Origin of the sequence: Spirosoma sp. SC4-14 (assembly GCF_037201965.1) — a bacterium.
Classification (GTDB): domain Bacteria; phylum Bacteroidota; class Bacteroidia; order Cytophagales; family Spirosomataceae; genus Spirosoma.
Genome location: NZ_CP147518.1, coordinates 4,954,368 through 4,971,355, shown reverse-complemented (window position 1 = coordinate 4,971,355; position 16,988 = coordinate 4,954,368). Strand labels below are relative to the sequence as shown.

At 49.2% G+C, this 16,988-nt stretch carries 16 protein-coding genes; 4 read left to right on the top strand and 12 right to left on the bottom strand.

The genetic code is table 11. The features are described 5' to 3' along the window. Nucleotides 1–6 precede the first annotated feature (6 nt). The 9 genes from hisC to hisG all read right to left on the bottom strand — a co-directional run bounded on the left by hisC (nucleotide 7) and on the right by hisG (nucleotide 6,355). Entirely contained in the window at nucleotides 7–1,140 is a 1,134-nt protein-coding gene (gene hisC, locus WBJ53_RS20255) for a histidinol-phosphate transaminase (protein ID WP_338869485.1), read from the bottom strand. Nucleotides 1,141–1,144: 4 nt separating this feature from the next. Then, nucleotides 1,145–1,519 (bottom strand): RES family NAD+ phosphorylase, encoded by a 375-nt coding sequence (locus WBJ53_RS20250; RefSeq protein WP_338869483.1) that lies wholly within the window; start codon nucleotides 1,517–1,519, stop codon nucleotides 1,145–1,147. Further along, nucleotides 1,479–1,799: a hypothetical protein gene (locus WBJ53_RS20245; protein WP_338869481.1), complete on the bottom strand. Its 321-nt coding sequence runs from the start codon at nucleotides 1,797–1,799 to the stop codon at nucleotides 1,479–1,481. The genes WBJ53_RS20250 and WBJ53_RS20245 overlap by 41 nt, the downstream gene beginning before the upstream one ends. A gap of 63 nt (nucleotides 1,800–1,862) precedes the next feature. Next, complete coding sequence (locus WBJ53_RS20240) at nucleotides 1,863–2,369, bottom strand: peptide deformylase (RefSeq protein WP_338869480.1); 507 nt, start codon at nucleotides 2,367–2,369, stop codon at nucleotides 1,863–1,865. Between the two features lie 24 nt (nucleotides 2,370–2,393). Then, the gene (locus tag WBJ53_RS20235; RefSeq protein WP_338869478.1) at nucleotides 2,394–3,578 is read right to left on the bottom strand and encodes an aminotransferase class V-fold PLP-dependent enzyme; all 1,185 of its coding nucleotides are present in this window, start codon (nucleotides 3,576–3,578) and stop codon (nucleotides 2,394–2,396) included. Nucleotides 3,579–3,625: 47 nt separating this feature from the next. Further along, the gene (locus tag WBJ53_RS20230) at nucleotides 3,626–3,934 is read right to left on the bottom strand and encodes a hypothetical protein (RefSeq protein ID WP_338869477.1); all 309 of its coding nucleotides are present in this window, start codon (nucleotides 3,932–3,934) and stop codon (nucleotides 3,626–3,628) included. Continuing rightward, nucleotides 3,931–4,173, bottom strand: coding sequence for a hypothetical protein (locus tag WBJ53_RS20225; RefSeq protein ID WP_338869475.1), 243 nt, complete (start codon nucleotides 4,171–4,173; stop codon nucleotides 3,931–3,933). The genes WBJ53_RS20230 and WBJ53_RS20225 overlap by 4 nt, the downstream gene beginning before the upstream one ends. A 30-nt stretch (nucleotides 4,174–4,203) precedes the next feature. Beyond that, nucleotides 4,204–5,493 (bottom strand): histidinol dehydrogenase, encoded by a 1,290-nt coding sequence (gene hisD / locus WBJ53_RS20220; RefSeq protein WP_338869473.1) that lies wholly within the window; start codon nucleotides 5,491–5,493, stop codon nucleotides 4,204–4,206. A gap of 1 nt (nucleotide 5,494) precedes the next feature. Next, the gene (hisG, locus tag WBJ53_RS20215) at nucleotides 5,495–6,355 is read right to left on the bottom strand and encodes an ATP phosphoribosyltransferase (protein WP_338869471.1); all 861 of its coding nucleotides are present in this window, start codon (nucleotides 6,353–6,355) and stop codon (nucleotides 5,495–5,497) included. Nucleotides 6,356–6,800: 445 nt separating this feature from the next. On the opposite strand from hisG, the gene WBJ53_RS20210 reads away from it, so the two are divergent. Both WBJ53_RS20210 and WBJ53_RS20205 read left to right on the top strand, forming a co-directional pair. Next, nucleotides 6,801–8,327 carry a DEAD/DEAH box helicase gene (locus WBJ53_RS20210; protein ID WP_338877212.1) on the top strand — a complete coding sequence of 509 codons (1,527 nt, stop codon included), beginning with the start codon at nucleotides 6,801–6,803 and terminating at the stop codon, nucleotides 8,325–8,327. 7 nt (nucleotides 8,328–8,334) lie between these two features. Beyond that, a complete protein-coding gene (locus tag WBJ53_RS20205; RefSeq protein ID WP_338869469.1) occupies nucleotides 8,335–9,441 on the top strand; it encodes a Gfo/Idh/MocA family oxidoreductase in 1,107 nt (368 codons plus the stop codon). Between the two features lie 10 nt (nucleotides 9,442–9,451). Here WBJ53_RS20205 and WBJ53_RS20200 read toward each other — a convergent pair whose 3' ends face one another. The 3 genes from WBJ53_RS20200 to WBJ53_RS20190 form a co-directional block, all read right to left on the bottom strand. Then, nucleotides 9,452–10,039, bottom strand: a complete 588-nt coding sequence (locus WBJ53_RS20200; protein ID WP_338869467.1) for a hypothetical protein — start codon at nucleotides 10,037–10,039, stop codon at nucleotides 9,452–9,454. Nucleotides 10,040–10,180: 141 nt separating this feature from the next. Next, a complete protein-coding gene (locus tag WBJ53_RS20195; RefSeq protein WP_338869465.1) occupies nucleotides 10,181–11,425 on the bottom strand; it encodes a BamA/TamA family outer membrane protein in 1,245 nt (414 codons plus the stop codon). A 135-nt stretch (nucleotides 11,426–11,560) separates the two neighbouring features. After that, entirely contained in the window at nucleotides 11,561–12,301 is a 741-nt protein-coding gene (locus WBJ53_RS20190; protein WP_338869463.1) for a hypothetical protein, read from the bottom strand. A 166-nt stretch (nucleotides 12,302–12,467) separates the two neighbouring features. Here WBJ53_RS20190 and WBJ53_RS20185 point away from each other — a divergent pair, with 166 nt between their 5' ends. Both WBJ53_RS20185 and WBJ53_RS20180 read left to right on the top strand, forming a co-directional pair. Beyond that, entirely contained in the window at nucleotides 12,468–15,521 is a 3,054-nt protein-coding gene (locus WBJ53_RS20185) for an amidohydrolase family protein (RefSeq protein WP_338869461.1), read from the top strand. A 115-nt stretch (nucleotides 15,522–15,636) separates the two neighbouring features. Continuing rightward, nucleotides 15,637–16,929 (top strand): amidohydrolase family protein, encoded by a 1,293-nt coding sequence (locus WBJ53_RS20180; RefSeq protein WP_338869459.1) that lies wholly within the window; start codon nucleotides 15,637–15,639, stop codon nucleotides 16,927–16,929. Nucleotides 16,930–16,988 lie beyond the last annotated feature (59 nt).

The following is a 16,988-nucleotide window of genomic DNA, read 5'->3' as shown; positions in this document are numbered from 1 at the left end:
AGCAAGCTACGTGTTGGATACTAACTCTGGTTTTGTGGCTTCGTCGCCCGTGCCGAGCGGCAAATCAGTTGATACGGGGGCGGTGTCCATCGTTCGAAGGACGGCTAAAAGGCGTTCATTTTCGTCATTTGTCCCGACCGAAATTCGTAGGCATCCGTCGCATAGCTTCACCTTAGAGCGGTCGCGGACAATGACTTGCTGTTCGATCAGGTGTTCGAATGTTGCCTTTGCCTCATTGAATTGCACCAACAGAAAATTCGCGTCAGATGGATGAATAGCCTGTACAAATGGCAAAGAACGAAGATTTTCGGCCAAAATCGCCCTTTCGGCTAAAATCTTAGTAACCATTTCCTCTTTTTCGGCCTCGTGGCTGAGGGCTTCGAGGGCCAGTGCCTGCGTAGGGGCCGATATATTGTAAGGAGGTTTAATCTTGTTCAGAACAGCAATTAGGTCTTCCGACGCAAAGCACATGCCCAGCCGTAGCGCTGCCAGTCCCCATGCTTTCGAAAACGTTTGCAGTACTACTAAGTTGGGGTAGTTGTCCAGTTCGGCCGTCCAGGAGGGTGTCTGCGCAAAATCTATGTACGCTTCATCAACAATGACCAGCGACTGTTGTGCGGCTTCAAGAATGGTACGAATGGCATCGGCCTGGAGCAGATTGCCCGACGGATTGTTGGGCGAACATAGCCAGATCAATTTTGTCGTTGGCGTGATGGCTGCCAGCACAGCTTCAATATCGACCTGAAAATTGGGCGTTAGTGGGATTTTTATGATGGCTACATCATTAATATTGGCCGAAACCTCATACATGCCATAGGTTGGTGGCATGATCAGAATGTTGTCCTGGCCGGGTGTGCAGGTTGCCCGAACCAGCAGGTCGATGGGTTCGTCGGAACCATTTCCCAGAAAAATCTGCCCAGGCCGAACGCCTTTGATCGGAGCCAGCCGTTGTTTTATGGCCCACTGATGCGGATCTGGATACCGGTTATAAGCGCCCTGGTCGACCGTTGAGCCGATGGGGTTTTCATTAGCATCAAGAAAAACGCCCTCTGTCCCGGTATATTCGTCACGGGCCGACGAATAGGGGGTAATGCTCAGAATGTGAGGACGTAAAAGCGATTGAAGATTAAATGACTGCATTAGTTTAATTTCTGAAAAAAGCGGGGATCAAATTCAAAAGGTTCAACCGCCAGTAATTGCACATTAGTAAACAGAGAATAGGCTGGCTTCCCGTTTGTTGGCTATGGGCTTCATTCGTTTGCCAGTTTTCGGGTAATTGATGCGTTGTCAGCATGGTTACAGGCAAATCGTCCGGGATATACAAGACCATAATCCGATAGTCAGTTGGAAGTTGCCGTTGACGCATATGAACCAATGTTTCCAGAAGGGTCAGTAACCGGCTGCTGGCTGTATAAAGCGCCGGTTGGCCTGGTTCGTTCCATCTGCCTCCATAAAGAGCAGCCCCATTACCTGATAAGTCAGTAGCATATTGCTGACGAGTTACCCGATATACCTCCATTAGGCAAAAATTCCGTGCTCAACTCGGCCAGCGCTACCATATGATCGGAAACAATTTCGCTCAGTCGATCGTGTTCCTGATACCGCTGGAGATTATGGGCCGTAACGGGCAGATAATTCATTAATTCTTTGGGGTCAATCTCCCGTGAATCAGCTAAATAACGAATGGTTGCTTTAGAAATTCCCTGTTCAATAAGGCCCATCAGATCGGCTTCATTACGAATAGTTTGCCCCAGTATCTGTTGCTCCCCCAGTCGATTCACAATGGCTAGTACTGTCATAACTGAGAATTATTTCCGTAAAAATAAAGTCATTTTTCTGTGGCGGCAAAAGAGAGCCGTCGTTTACGCCTTCGGATCGGGCGTTGGACGCCAGCGAAACGATTGCGCATCGATGGCACGCATCGTGCAAAGAACGCCGTTCAGGTGATCATATTCGTGCTGAATCAGCTCCGAAAGGCCCCAGTCGGTTACGTCCCACTCATGCGGTTGCCAATGTTCGTCCCGATACGACAACGTCAGCGTTCGATGTCTTCGTACACGTACCAGCAGGTTTGGAAAACTCATACAGTCGTCCCAGAGTTGGTCGGTATCGTCGCTGACGCTTTTCAATTCAGGATTGATAATAACTTGCGGACGGTCGACATTCAGGTAGATCAGCCGTTTCATAATGCCCAACTGGGGCGCAGCAATCCCCCGCCCGAACTTATATTTTGCCCGGATCTCTTCCATCACGTTGTGCAGATCGGCAACCCAGCCAGCAACCAGAGGTAGCTCCGACTCCAGCACCGGTTCGCAGGTTTCGTATAAACGAGGATCGCCTAAAAGCAATAGATCGGACAGGTGTTTCATAATCAAAATTGAATAAGCTCTGCGCTACGCGAGTAACTGTTTGAGCGCTTCGACCAGCGTATTGATTTCGGCTTCGGTGTTGTAATAATGGGGCGAAATTCGGAGGGCGGCTGTTTTCATTCCTTTTCGGTCATAATCCAGAATAGCCGCACCGTGCGTACTTAACGATGTGTTGATGCGTTCTGCCTGCAAACCAGCTTTTAAATCGGCGGCCGATTTACGCTCACTGAACATTGTGATGATGCTGGCCAGTCGTTCGCCTTCGTCGAGAAGCCGTACGCCGGGCAGTTCAACGAGTTGATTGATCAGTAGTTCACTAAGAATCGTGTTGCGTTGGGCAATGGTTTCCAGACCAACGGTCAGGGCATAGCGATGCGCAGCCGCAGCACCCAAAACGAGCGCATGAGGAAACTCCCAATCCTCAAACCGCTGGGCAGTTGGTGTCAGGCTGTATGTGTTGGCCGAGTCCCAGGAAGCGCCGTGTAGGTCGATAAACAGTGGGGCCAGTTTGCTCGATAGTACTTTATCGGAAGCGTACAGAAACCCCATGCCACGTGGCCCGCGCAGAAATTTTCGGCAGGTAGCCGTCAGAAAATCGCAGTGGATTTGTGCGACATCCACCGGCAACTGACCAACCGACTGGCAGGCGTCGACCAGGTAGAGTATGGTATGTTCCTGACAGAGCTGGCCAACTGCTTCCACGGGCTGGATCAACCCCGAATTAGTCGGTACGTGTGTAACGGCAACCAGTTTCGGCCGAAGTGATTTCATTTTATGGGCCATGTCGCTTACCGAAACCCCACCAAGCGGATCATCCTGAGCCCGTACGATCTTAACACCGAATCGCTTTTGCAACGACAGAAATGCGATCTGATTGGAAACATAATCGTTAATAGTAGTCAGGATCACATCGCCCCGCTCGAACGGAATCGACGACAGCGCCCGCGAATAGGCATCGGTTGCGCTGGATGTAGCCGCAATATGATTGGCGGTTGTGTTGAGTAAATCGGCCGTAGCCGCATAGAAATCCTGTATGGCCTCTTTCCGGGCCTCAGCGGCTTCGTAACCACCCATTTCGGCTTCGAGCGCAATATGGTTCGTTATGGCATCGATAATGGGTTGTGGCATCAACGACGCCCCTGCGTTATTGAAATGGGCAACGTGTTGAGTGCCGGGTGTTTCGGCGCGAAGCGTGGCGAGATCGAACATAATGAATGGTATAGAGCCTTACCCAATAGAGTACAGCGGAATGATTTCTAATCCGGCGATGTCTTCAAAATCAGTACTGTTATTAGTGAGGAGAGGCTTTTTATAGAAAAGGGCCGTAGCAGCAATAATCGAATCGCTTCGGTAATAATTTCTTCCGAAATGGGTAGCATGAAAGCGGCCGCCAGAAGCCGTTCTAGCTCTAGGTTGTGGTCTGATCGAAGTCGGTGAAACCCCAATACTTCTAGTTTTGTAATGAGCGAAACAAAAGGCGTGTCTTTGCGTTGGGCAAGATAAAGCCGTAAAGAGCTATATTCTGGCTGAACAAGGTAAATCAGGATGTTACTGTCTAGAATCATTCTTCACGACTGTCAAGTACCTGATCCCAACTACGAATTTCCCGTTGCCAGTCGGATAGATCGCCGAAAGAGTCGCCTATACCTCCTTTTGCCGCAATAGTTTCCGCCATTTCCAGAAAATCTTCCTTTTTCTTGTCGATACTTTCCTGGTTAACAACTCGGGCATTTAAGCGCGGTAATAAGGCAAGCAATAGTGCCTTGTCTTGTGGCGTATCTACTTCAATCAATAACTGCTCCATAGCGTTCTTGTTTTCAGTAAGATAACAAAATCAGGCTGGTTTTGCTTCGTTCAGACTAGCCAGCCGGAGGCTAACGGCCCGTTTATGCGCATCGAGCGATTCGGCTTCGGCCATTGCTTCAACAACAGGCCCAACATGCTGCAAACCGCTGGGCGTGATATGTTGCACCGTAATTTTCTTGACGAAGCTATCGAGCGAAACCCCACTGTAGGCGCGCGCAAATCCATTTGTTGGCAGGGTATGGTTGGTTCCCGAAGCATAATCGCCTGCCGATTCGGGCGTGTAATTGCCCAGAAAAATTGACCCGGCATTAATGATCTTATCGGCTACTACCTCAGCATGCTCAATGCTCAGAATCAGATGCTCGGCTGCGTAGGCATTTAACAGATCAATGGCGTCGGCCTGTGAATCAACCAGAATCGCTTTGCTATTACCCAGGGCCTTTTCGGCCAAGTCGCGACGGGGCAATTTATTGAGCTGAGTTGGCAAAACGAGATTGACCAGTTCAATAAGTCGTTTGCTGGTCGAGACGAGCAACACCTGACTATCTGCGCCATGTTCGGCCTGTGAGAGCAAATCAGCCGCAACAAACGCCGGTATAGCCGAATCGTCGGCATAAATTGCCACTTCGCTCGGTCCGGCGGGCATATCGATTGCCATCCCTTCTTTGGCAACCAACATTTTGGCTGCCGTAACGTATTGGTTGCCGGGGCCGAAAATCTTATAAACCTGCGGGACCGATTCTGTGCCGTATGCCATAGCAGCAATAGCCTGTGCGCCACCAATCCGAAAAACTTTGGTAATGCCAACGAGTTTAGCGGCAAAGTAAATTGCCGGGTGATTGCTTGGCGTACAGAGAACAACTTCACGACAGCCTGCCAGTTGGGCCGGAACGCCCAGCATCAGCACCGTACTGAACAGCGGAGCCGTACCGCCCGGAATATAAAGTCCCACCTTTTCGATGCCCACGCTTTTGCGCCAGCACACAACACCAGGCATGGTCTCAATTTTTTCGATGGGTTGTTTCTGCTGTTCGTGAAAGGTGCGGATATTTTGATAAGCCTGACGAATGGCGGCTTTTAATTCATCGCTAAGTGCTAACTCGGCAGTATCGAGTTCGGTTAGAGGTACTTCCAGACCCATGGCCGACAAATCGACCTTATCGAATTTTTGCGCCAGTTCGAGCAGAGCCGAATCGCCCCCGTTTCTGACCTGAGCCAGAATAGGGGCAACGGCCGCTTCGATCTGTTGCGTAGATTGCACCGGCCGAGCCAGCAACGCAGGCCAATCGGCTCGGTTAGGAAAAGGAATGATATTCATTCTAATAAATCATTTTCTCAATCGGAATAACCAGAATACCTTCAGCTCCAGCGGCCCGAATGGCTTCAATGTTTTCCCAGAATTCATTTTCGTTTAATACCGAATGAACGGAACTCCAGCCTTCGGTAGCCAATGGTGTTACGGTCGGGCTTTTCATACCGGGCAGGAGGGCCGTAATTTGATCGAGGGCATGGTTGGGTGCATTCAGAACAATGTACTTGTTGTTCTTGGCAGCCTGTACCGATTTAATTCTGAACAGCAGTTTATCAACTAATGCCTGCTTGTCGGCTGCCAGGTCGGGGCGGGCAATCAGGATGGCTTCGGAGCGGAAAATTGTTTCTACTTCCTTTAAGCCATTGCTCAAAAGCGTGCTTCCTGAGCTGACAATATCGCAAACGGCTTCGGCCAGTCCGATGCTTGGAGCAATCTCAACCGACCCGCTAATTTCGTGAATATTGGCCCGAACTTCCTGATCTGCCAGATACTGACCAAGTAAATTGGGGTAGGAAGTGGCAATGTTTTTGCCATCCAGACTCTTAATGCCCGCCCAGTCGCTGCCACGCGGAATAGCGATTGACAAACGGCATTTCGAGAAACCGAGCTTATGAATGATGGTTACCTGCCGGGCCGTTTCAACGGCCACATTTTCACCAACAATACCAAGGTCGGCCACGCCATCGTCTACGTAACCAGGGATATCGTCGTCGCGAAGAAACAGGAATTCGGCGGGAAAATTCGACGAAACAGATTTGAGTTTACCGGTCCCGTAATCGAAACGGATACCACATTCTTTGAAAAGCTGGTACGAATCTTCGCTCAGCCGACCGGATTTTTGTAGGGCAATACGTAATACAGAAGACATTACTGGGTATATGATATACGACTTAGGATAGGTAATTCATTGAATACAGTCCGTAGTTCGTTGATTGTGAATGATAAGCTAATCGTCGAATGAGATTTTCTATCGGGATTTGCTTAGCCAATGCTGGAGCAAAAGTACGGGATAAGTAGGAAACAGCGGCTTAGCAGCCGTGATGATAGCGACGATGTCGGAAAGGAGAAACTGTAGCCCGTTGGGAGATCATAAGCACAAAGGTAGGCAATAATTGCCTGAAAATAGCAAGAATGTCGCCTTTGACCTCGGCAAAATGATGGATAAGTAGTTTGTTTTTCGTTATATTTGTTTCCAAATCAAGCGGTTTGCTGACCCAGAAACCAAGGTCAGCGGTTTTTCACCCTCACTAGCTGTTACCTTGACATTTCAGGAATTTAATCTCCACGACGACCTACTGGCCGGTGTGGACGCCATGAACTACTTAAAGGCTACTCCCATACAGGAGATGGCCATCCCGAAAATCCTTGCTGGGCGCGACCTTATTGCCAGCGCTCAGACCGGCACCGGCAAAACTGCCGCCTACCTGATTCCACTTCTCGATCGAATTTCACACGCCGATCACGACCATACCAGCACGCTTATTCTTGTTCCTACGCGGGAACTGGCCAAGCAAATTGATGAGCAGGTCGAAGGATTTGGCTACTTTGTGCAGGCTAATAGCATTGCTATTTACGGCGGAGGTAAGGGCGATGACTGGGACAAACAGCGAAAAGCCCTTGAAACAGGTGCTGATATTATTATTGCGACTCCTGGGCGACTCATTGCCCACATGCAGCTTGGGTATGTTAAGTTCGATAAGATCGACTACCTGGTGCTCGATGAAGCCGATAAAATGCTCGATATGGGCTTTTCGGACGACATTCTGAATATAGTGGCCAAACTACCAACGAAGCGCCAAACACTGCTCTTCTCGGCTACGATGCCTAATAAAATCCGTGAGTTCTCGAAGCAGATTCTGGTTGATCCTGAAGAAATCCGATTGGCAGTTTCCAAACCGGCAGCCGGTATCGATCAGCAGTTTTATATGGCCTACGATAGTCAGAAACTTCCCTTACTCGTACACTTGATTAAAAACAGCCAGAAACCGGTGCAAAGCATGGTGTTGTTTACGTCGCGTAAGTCGGAGGTCAACAGCATTGTTCGGTCATTGAGTAAGCTGGGCTACGAAGCGCGTGGTATCAGCTCCGATCTCGATCAGGATGATCGTGAGGTGGTGTTACGGGACTTTAAAAACAAAGCCTTCCCGATTCTGGTAGCAACCGACGTCTTGTCGCGGGGAATCGATATCGACAACCTGACGCATGTCGTGAACTACGACATTCCCCGCGATGCCGAAGATTATGTACACCGAATTGGCCGGACCGCGCGGGCTGCCACAACGGGCACCGCTATAACCTTTATTAGTGATCAGGATCAGAGCCGGATTGTGAAGATCGAGCGACTCATAGAGCGTGAAATTGAAAAACAATCCATTACCGACGAGCTGGGTATGGGTAAATCGCCCGTGTTTGATCCCCGGCGCTATAGTGGCCGATCTCACGGTGGTCGTGGAGACAAACCGCGCGGTGAAGAACGATCGAAAGATGGTAGTGCAGGCCGGAATAAGAAACGGAAGAAAGTGCACAGTGTTCTGCAGCAGCCCGTTGCTGAACTTACGGCAGATGCGATAACGCAAACGGCAGACGAATCGGCAGAACAGGCGGACGTACGTAAAAAACGCCGACAACGGAACAGGAAACGTCGGGTTCGGCCAGAAGGTGATCTTGTTGCTGCGGTGCCGAACGCTGAGGTTGCCGAACCGCAGGGGAGTCTGCCAATGCCCGCAACTGCTGACGGGCAGGACGAAACCAAACCTAAACGTCGGAAAAAACGTCGGCGGAGTCCGGCTGCTGAAAAGCCTGAGGGACAATCCGTTGTGCCAGCAACAGTAGAAGAATAAAACCCCGATGATGGCTACCCGGATCTCACGTCGAACCACATTGCAGACCCTTACACTGGCAGTGGGGGGGATGTTCGCTAAGCCATCAGGATTGCTGGCTGAACAACCGGCTCCCAAAAAGCTAGGTGTTGCTCTGGTGGGATTAGGTAACTATGCCACCAACCAGCTAGCACCTGCATTGCTCGAAACACAAAACTGCTACCTGGCCGGTATCGTAACCGGAACGCCTGAGAAAGCTAAATCCTGGATGGAGAAATACACTATTCCAGCCAAAAATAGCTACAGTTACCAGACATTCGACCAGATTCGGAACAACCCCGATATCGACATTATCTATGTTGTGCTGCCCAATTTCCTACACGCCGAATACACCATTCGGGCGGCTCAGGCGGGTAAGCATGTTATCTGCGAAAAGCCGATGGCGATGAATGCCGAAGAAGCCCGGCAGATGATTACGGCCTGCAACAAAGCCGGAGTGCAACTATCGGTTGGCTACCGGCTCTATTTTGAACCGCATCATCTGGAAATGCGTCGGTTGGCTACCGAAAATGCTTTTGGCCATGTGAAAGTGATTGAGTCGGCGCTGGGCTTTACGGTGCCGGGCCCAAACTCGTGGCGACTCGACAAGAAGATAGGCGGAGGTGGAGCCATTATGGATTTAGGCGTATATGCTATTCAGGGGGCTCGCCGAACGCTTAATCTCGATCCGGTTAGCGTGACTGCCCAGGCCTTTACCTTCGATAAAGTACATTTTAAAGACGTTCATGAAATGGTGTTCTGGCAGTTTGAGTTTCCCGGTGGAACCATTGCCGATTGCCGGACAACTTATTCATCTTACATCGACCGGCTCTATGCAACGGGCGAACGGGGCTGGTTCAAACTGGAACCTGCCTATAACGCAACCGGTGCGCAGGGCATTACAAGCAAAGGGGCAATGGATGTTGCATCACCCCGTTTTCAGCAGATTGCCCAGATGGATGCCTTTGTTGAGTCGATTCGGGATAATACGAAACCGCTGGCCTCTGGCGAAGAAGGCTGGAAAGACATGAAACTGATTGGAGCCATTTTGCAGGCAGTCGACACGGGCCGAAAAGTAACGATTGACTGGAATTAATGCCGAATCATTAGCTAAGACTAATAGCCTTACGCTGTAGTTTGTTGGTAATCCAGAGTATAAATAACGTCTCAAAAACGAGTGTAAACGGAATCACCGACAGGTTTTTGAAAAAAAGTAATAGCGTCCACTCTGAAGCCGACTGGGCCAGAATACCGTCTTTTTTTAGTGTAAGATAAAGGCAGGTTTCATAGGCCAGCAGGTCTATCAAATAGTTGAGCGTCCAGGCAATGACGGCAAAGCCAATCAGGTTCAGTATGATCGACAGCCACTGTTTTTTCAGGTTTTGAACAGCAATGTCCCATTGCGCTTTTCGATTGGTTTTCTGTGTAAAAAAACGGCCAATTCGTATGAGCCCATTTCGGACACTAGCCAGGCCCAGAACGTAGAGAACCAACATAATTCGGGCGCTTTCGATGATAATTTCCAGCAAGAGGTGAGTTGTGGAAGAAATCGGACCAAAACCGCCCAGTTGAACCACTCGCCCAAAGCCCGCAACAAGGCCTGCACCAAGAACAACGATATAGTGTTTTCTGATGAAATAAAAGCTGTTTTGCAACCAGTTTAATTTTTCGGAAAGTTGGGGCTGGAGGTTCATGGCAATAGGCGATAAAGGTGCAGTGAATGCGACAGATATGGCTGGTAAATTACACAGATTTTCCCAGAATTTAATTCATTTTTGATAAGCAGTCTGACAAGTAAATGTTTGAGCACCAGGTAAGTAAAGTAAGGTGTCTGATTAAAAAACCTCACCTAAATTGAAGAAAAAACCACTCGACCCATCGAACCCAAACCCATAGTCGACCGAGAAGTTAACCCGCGAAATTTTGTTCATTTTCAGGCGAAGACCAGTACCAACTGATGGGATAATTCGTTCGAATTGACCACTACTTTGCTCCGTAACGGACTGCGCGTTGGCAAAAACTACTCCACCGATCAGCCGATTGTTGGTGATATGAAAACGGTATTCGGTTTCGGCATAGACTAGATTTTTTCCCCGAAAACGTCCCTGAATGAATCCCCGGCCCAAATTGCCGGTATAATCCCAGCCTGTGCTGGGTAAGTCCAGAAAAGGTGGATTACCATTTAACGTAAAGGCGTTGTAAGACCAGAGAGCCAGAATATTGTCGGATTTTGCCGGGAAATGGATGTATTTACGAGCGTCGATCAATAGCGACTGATAACTTTCATCGCTGCCCAACAGGCTCATGTTAGCACGAAATACGGCATTGACGTATAAGCCTCCGTTGGGATTGATCGCATTACGCCGACTATCGTAGAGCAAACTTAGTGTTGGTCCCGATGAAATCGAACTACCCGTAACGCCCAGCTTATAACCCGAAATAGACCTGATTTCCCGATGTGTAGTATAGCTGTCGATGTCCCAGTGATAATCCAGCGAGTAGCCAATACCTGCATATAAATTGCTTGACAACCGGCGGGAAAGCGTCTGGTACATGCGCAGATAGGCATAATCCATATTGACAAACCGGTCGGTTGTGGTGTACATACCCAACCCGTAGGTTGCCTGCGGATAATGCATCAGTCGCCAGTCGCTGCTCCAGAGAAATTGATTATCGGCACTCCAGACCAACGAATTGAGCATGGCAATAAGTTGGCCATTCTGTGTGTATTGCAGCGTTGCCGTGATGGACGACATATTGGCGTTCGGCTGCCGAAAAGCTGCATTGACCACAACCGCCAGCAGTCCACGCGTTTGGAGCGTATAGCCAATTTGCGGAATAACCAGTATAAATCGTTTACCTTCCTGGAGAGATTCCGAATCGTGGGGCGTAATCGGTAATCGGGGAAACCACTGTTTCAGCACATCGGCAATATCTTTATAGCCCGGCTTTACTATAGGGGTATCTATACTGTCGTTTTGTGTTGATGTGTCGGGCGGAGCCAGCTTTCCTGCCCGACAGTTGGTAAAGAACGAACTGATGAAGAATAAACCCGCAAAAACGATCGCGAGGATTTTCATTGAGTGGATAAGAGTCCGTAGTTGGTTGAGAGATAAGTCATTAAGCCTCTTTGTGGTCTGTGGCCAATATGTTACCCAAACGCAATTTAACCCCTTATTGTTGCAGCAGAAAATTGGTGACTGGTTTAAAAACGATTAAAGGGAATTGTAATAACTAAAAACGGAAACCAGGCCTGAGCGTGTTTTTAAATCGGGTTTTTCGTTTTTCAGATACGCTTCAACCGGTTCTTTTTTATCGGCCATCAATTCCAGCAATGCTTTTTTGCCCGGAGAGAATTTTTTTGCCTGTTTTCCCTGAGCAACATACCAATCGAACTTTTTCAGTAGTTCATCATCTTTCGAGCCCGTATTCATGGCAACGTTATAATTGGCCCGACGCAGATAAATAGATGGATGAAGCAGCAGTTGGAGTTTGCCCGTTGCGGTCTGCTCGAAAAAGCCAGTGAGATTATTTCCCTCTACCTGATACTCATGTACGTTCATGAAACGACTTTTGCCATTCGACGTATGTATGTCGACGTACAGAACGGCTGTGACGTTAACAACTCTGATGTCTTTGGCGCCAGCCCGGACCTCCACCTCATTGGCATTCAGGTCGATCCGAACCGGAATATTGCTCAGTGAGTCGGTAGTGAGCGAAGTTCCGATTCGGTTATAGAACTTTACGGTGCCGGTCTGCCAGGTGGTGTCCAGATAAGGATCGCCCAGTAGTTTTCCGGCAGGGCCTTTGATGGTAAATAACGAACTGGTAATCGACGACGTGACGTTGGTGTAGTTGAGCTTATCGCGGGTAGTCTGGTTCATGAACTCTTCGTTGCTTTGGGCAGCAGCAACAGTTGATGCCATAAGAAGGCCAAATAAAAGGAAATGACGCATGATTGCTGTGATATATTGGCCTTTAAAGTAACAATTTTTATCCATACTATAATATATCCATGATGATGCAGTTTGGCAAAATAATCTTTGGATTATGCGCATAAGCATACCTTAAATTCCGTATTTTTGGCAGTTAACCCCAATCATCAACTAATCAGTCAATTTCATGATGAGACATTTCCTGACGGCACTACTGGCGGCTGGTCTGGCTTATTCTGCTGTAGCTCAGACCACTTTTCCCCGCAATGGTGTCTACGATGAGCGCCCAGGATTGTATGCTTTCACCAACGCGACGATCGTCGTTGACCCCCAAACTACCTTACAGAATGCAACACTCTTAATTCGAGATGGTCGTGTCGAAGCTGTTGGCACGGCTGTCAGTGTACCTGCCGGAACTGTAATCGCCGATCTGAAAGGTAAACGAATTTACCCTGCGCTGATCGACATCTATTCAGACTATGGAATGCCCGAAATTCCCCGGGCAGCTCCCGGTGGCCGGGGTAGTGGCGCTCCGCAAATTGAATCGAACAAAAAAGGAGCGTATTACTGGAACCAGGCTGTTCAGCCCGAAAATAGCGGCAGTTTACTATTCAAGGTCGTACCTGCCAAAGCCGATGAACTTCGGAAACTCGGATTTGGTGCCGTTCTGACGCACCCGCACGATGGCATTGTTCGGGGAACGGGGGCTCTGGTTACGCTTTCCGACGACCGGGAAAACACACTGGTGCTCAAATCCGAAGCGGCTGCCCACTATTCGTTCAGCAAAGGAACTTCGCGGCAGAGTTACCCAAATTCTTTGATGGGGTCGGTAGCCTTGCTACGTCAGGCTATGTACGACGCCGACTGGTATAAGCGCGGAGGCAGCAAAGAACAGTCGAATCTGTCGCTCGATGCGTTGAATCATAACCTGGCTTTACCTGCCATTTTTGAAGCGGGCGACAAGCTGGGTATTCTGCGGGCCGATAAAATTGGCGATGAGTTTGGGGTCCAGTATATTATTAAAGGATCGGGCGACGAATATCAGCGGCTTAACGAAATTAAAGCAACGGGTGCTTCGCTGATCGTTCCGATCAATTTTCCACAGCCTTATGATGTTGAAGATGCCTGGGACGCCGACAATGTTGCCCTATCCGAACTGAAACACTGGGAAATGGCTCCCATGAATGCAGGGCGTCTGGCGAGTGCTAATGTTCCATTTGCACTGACAACCTCAGGTTTGAGAAATACGAATGAGTTTTGGGCCAATTTGCGCAAAGCTATCGAAAATGGACTGTCGGAGCAGAAAGCCCTGGAGGCACTGACAACCGTTCCGGCTAAACTGCTAAAGGCTGACGATATGGTTGGTTCGTTGCAGAAAGGTCGGATTGCCAATTTCATTATTACATCGGGCAATCTGTTCAGCCCCGATAATGTCATTTACGAAAACTGGATTCGCGGAAAGCAGTTTATTGTCAACCCAAAAGATGCGCTCGATCTGCGTGGAAGCTGGCAGCTTACTATCGGTAGTCAGAGTAATGTCAAACTGAACATTACTGGCAAAACGGCCGATAAGCCCGAATACCAGATTCTGGTCGACACAACCAAGATTACGCCTAAAGTGGCGGTTAGTGGCGAAATTATCTCGATTCAGACCCAGCTCAGCCGTCGTCCGGGTTCTGGTACGACCCGTTTGACGGGGTATTTTACGTCGCCAACCAGCATTAAAGGCGATGGCGAAACCCCCGACGGAAAATCTATAACCTGGTCGGCTACCAAATCGGGCGAAGCACCCCAGTCGACAACGGCCGTTACGGCGGCCCGGTCAACCTCGGCTACTTCATCCACGGCCGTTGTTTATCCATTTGTGGGCATGGGAAATCTGGAAAAGCCCAAAGCCGAAACGGTACTGGTTAAGAACGCTACAGTCTGGACCAACGAAAAAGAAGGTATCCTGACCAATACCGATGTGTTGGTTACGGATGGGAAAATTTCGAAAGTTGGTAAAAACCTGACGGCACCGGCCAATGCGAACGTGATCGACGGAACGGGAAAACACCTCACCACAGGCATTATCGACGAACACTCACACATTGCCTTGCTGACCATTAACGAAGGTGGTCAGACCAGCTCGGCCGAAGTACGAATGTCGGATGTCGTTAACTCCGAAGATGTGAACATCTATCGACAACTGGCGGGTGGCGTTACGGCCTCTCAACTGCTGCATGGATCGGCAAACTCGATTGGTGGGCAATCGGCCATTGTTAAGCTGAAATGGGGAGAATCGCCAGAAGGCATGATGATTAAAGGAGCCGATGGCTTTATCAAATTTGCGTTGGGCGAAAACGTAAAACAGTCGAACAATCCAAGTGCTGGCTACCGTTTTCCTCAATCGCGGATGGGTGTAGAGCAGGTTTATATGGATCATTTTACACGGGCAAAAGAATACGCCAAAAGCTGGGCTGATTATAATAAGCTAGGAGCAAAAGAGAAAGCTACCGCCGTTCCGCCCCGTCGCGATATCGAACTCGATGCCCTGGCCGAAATTCTGGCTGCCAAGCGGTTCATTACCTGTCACTCGTATGTGCAGTCAGAGATCAATATGCTGCTTAAAGTGGCCGATTCGCTGGGCTTTAAGGTCAACACATTCACGCACATTCTGGAAGGCTATAAACTGGCCGACAAAATGGCGAAACACGGTGTTGGGGGCTCGTCGTTTGCCGACTGGTGGGCTTATAAAATGGAGGTTCACGATGCCATTCCCTACAATGCAGCGCTGATGCAGAGCCAGGGCGTAACGGTATCAATCAACTCCGATGATGCCGAAATGGCACGTCGGTTGAACCAGGAAGCGGCCAAAACTGTCGAATATGGTGGTGTGGCGGAAGAAGATGCCTGGAAAATGGTGACGCTGAATCCCGCTAAACTTCTTCATCTCGACAATCGCATGGGTAGTATGAAAATCGGGAAAGATGCCGATCTGGTTCTGTGGAATACACACCCACTTTCAATTTATGCCCGCCCGGAATTTACCATGATCGAAGGGGCTATTTATTTCAGCCAGAAAGACGAAGAAGCCAAGCGCGATGCCATGCAGGCAGAACGGGCTCGATTGATTCAGAAAACGCTGGCGGCTAAAGCCAGCGGTACGCCAACCCAGCGACCAACATTCCGGCGGTCGCGTATGTGGCATTGCGAAGACATTGAAGGGGTTATGGCAGAAGGCGAAGAAGAAATTAAATAGGGGAGATGGTTTATGGTTTTGGGTTTATGGTTGCCCCGCTTATTGGTATACATCCTACTCATGCAGCGCAACCATAAACGATAAATCATAAACTTAACCTTTCCCACGAACGAACATGAAAAAAATACTTACATCAATACTCACTCTGGGCGTGCTTACGAGTTATGCCCAGAATCCCGCACCGGCCAGACCGCAGGAGCGGGCCATTGCACTAACTGGCGCGACCATCCATATCGGTAATGGACAGGTAATTCAGAATGGCGTTGTTGTCTTCGATAAAGGCGTTATTACCGCCGTTGGCGATGGCAGTACGCCAACGGCGGGTGCTGAGGTGATTAGTGTATCGGGTAAACACGTATATCCGGGCCTTATTTCGCCTGCTTCTACGGTTGGTTTGCAGGAAATTGGTGCCGTTAAGGCTACGGTCGATAAGCAGGAAATTGGTGAACTGAATCCGAACGTTCGGGCACTGATTGCGTATAACACCGATTCTGAAATCATTCCGACCATCCGTAACAACGGTGTGCTACTGACGCAGGCTATGCCCCAGGGGGGTACGGTATCGGGGAGTTCGAGCGTTATGATGACCGATGGCTGGAACTGGGAAGATGCCGTTCTGAAAAAAGACGATGGTATTTGGGTAAACTGGCCGAGCTATTTTGCCCGTAACTTCAATTTTGAAGATTTCTCGGTAACGATCCAGAAAAATGCAAAACGTGCAGAAGCCATTAGTGCACTGGAAGCCACATTTGCCGATGCCAAAGCCTACATGGCCATTAAGAATCCAACGCCTACAAATCTTAAATTTGAGGCCATGCGTGGTTTATTTTCGGGCAGGCAAAATCTCTACATCCGGGCCGACTATAGCAAAGATATTATCGAAGCTGTGAAGTTTGCGAAGGCTCTCGCAATTCCTAAAGTAGTGATTGTTGGTGGCGAAGAGGCTCATAAGGTGGTAACGTTCCTGAAAGAAAATAACGTGCCCATTATCTTGAGCGAGCTTCACCGGCTGCCCAACCGCGAAGACGAAGACGTGTACCTGCCTTATCGGATGCCCGGTATTTTGCACAAAGCAGGGGTGTTGGTGGGCTTGAGCTACGCCGATGGCTGGTGGCGGACCCGTAACCTGGCTTTTCTGGCCGGAACAGCTTCCGGATTTGGTATCGACAACCACGAAGAAGCGCTGAAGCTGATCACATCGAATAATGCAAAGATTCTGGGTATCGACAACATGGTCGGAACCGTCGAAAAAGGCAAACAGGCAACCTTGTTTGTCTCGGCGGGCGATGCGCTCGATATGCGTTCGAACGTGATTGAGCAGGCATTTATCCAGGGTCGTAAAGTTAATCTCGACGATCGGCATAAGCGGCTCTATAAGATGTATAAAGACAAATACGAGCAGAAGTAAGCGTTTTTGCCGGAAATACTTAGCGAAACGATAACGGGGCAGCTTTCGAGCGCCCCGTT

Bases quoted from the DNA above. Each gene is read 5' to 3' on its own strand.
- hisC (WP_338869485.1), bottom strand. From the start codon at position 1,140: ATGCAGTCATTTAATCTTCAATCGCTTTTACGTCCTCACATTCTGAGC.
- WBJ53_RS20250 (WP_338869483.1), bottom strand. From the start codon at position 1,519: ATGGAGGTATATCGGGTAACTCGTCAGCAATATGCTACTGACTTATCA.
- WBJ53_RS20245 (WP_338869481.1), bottom strand. From the start codon at position 1,799: ATGACAGTACTAGCCATTGTGAATCGACTGGGGGAGCAACAGATACTG.
- WBJ53_RS20240 (WP_338869480.1), bottom strand. From the start codon at position 2,369: ATGAAACACCTGTCCGATCTATTGCTTTTAGGCGATCCTCGTTTATAC.
- WBJ53_RS20235 (WP_338869478.1), bottom strand. From the start codon at position 3,578: ATGTTCGATCTCGCCACGCTTCGCGCCGAAACACCCGGCACTCAACAC.
- WBJ53_RS20230 (WP_338869477.1), bottom strand. From the start codon at position 3,934: ATGATTCTAGACAGTAACATCCTGATTTACCTTGTTCAGCCAGAATAT.
- WBJ53_RS20225 (WP_338869475.1), bottom strand. From the start codon at position 4,173: ATGGAGCAGTTATTGATTGAAGTAGATACGCCACAAGACAAGGCACTA.
- hisD (WP_338869473.1), bottom strand. From the start codon at position 5,493: ATGAATATCATTCCTTTTCCTAACCGAGCCGATTGGCCTGCGTTGCTG.
- hisG (WP_338869471.1), bottom strand. From the start codon at position 6,355: ATGTCTTCTGTATTACGTATTGCCCTACAAAAATCCGGTCGGCTGAGC.
- WBJ53_RS20210 (WP_338877212.1), top strand. From the start codon at position 6,801: ATGAACTACTTAAAGGCTACTCCCATACAGGAGATGGCCATCCCGAAA.
- WBJ53_RS20205 (WP_338869469.1), top strand. From the start codon at position 8,335: ATGATGGCTACCCGGATCTCACGTCGAACCACATTGCAGACCCTTACA.
- WBJ53_RS20200 (WP_338869467.1), bottom strand. From the start codon at position 10,039: ATGAACCTCCAGCCCCAACTTTCCGAAAAATTAAACTGGTTGCAAAAC.
- WBJ53_RS20195 (WP_338869465.1), bottom strand. From the start codon at position 11,425: ATGAAAATCCTCGCGATCGTTTTTGCGGGTTTATTCTTCATCAGTTCG.
- WBJ53_RS20190 (WP_338869463.1), bottom strand. From the start codon at position 12,301: ATGCGTCATTTCCTTTTATTTGGCCTTCTTATGGCATCAACTGTTGCT.
- WBJ53_RS20185 (WP_338869461.1), top strand. From the start codon at position 12,468: ATGATGAGACATTTCCTGACGGCACTACTGGCGGCTGGTCTGGCTTAT.
- WBJ53_RS20180 (WP_338869459.1), top strand. From the start codon at position 15,637: ATGAAAAAAATACTTACATCAATACTCACTCTGGGCGTGCTTACGAGT.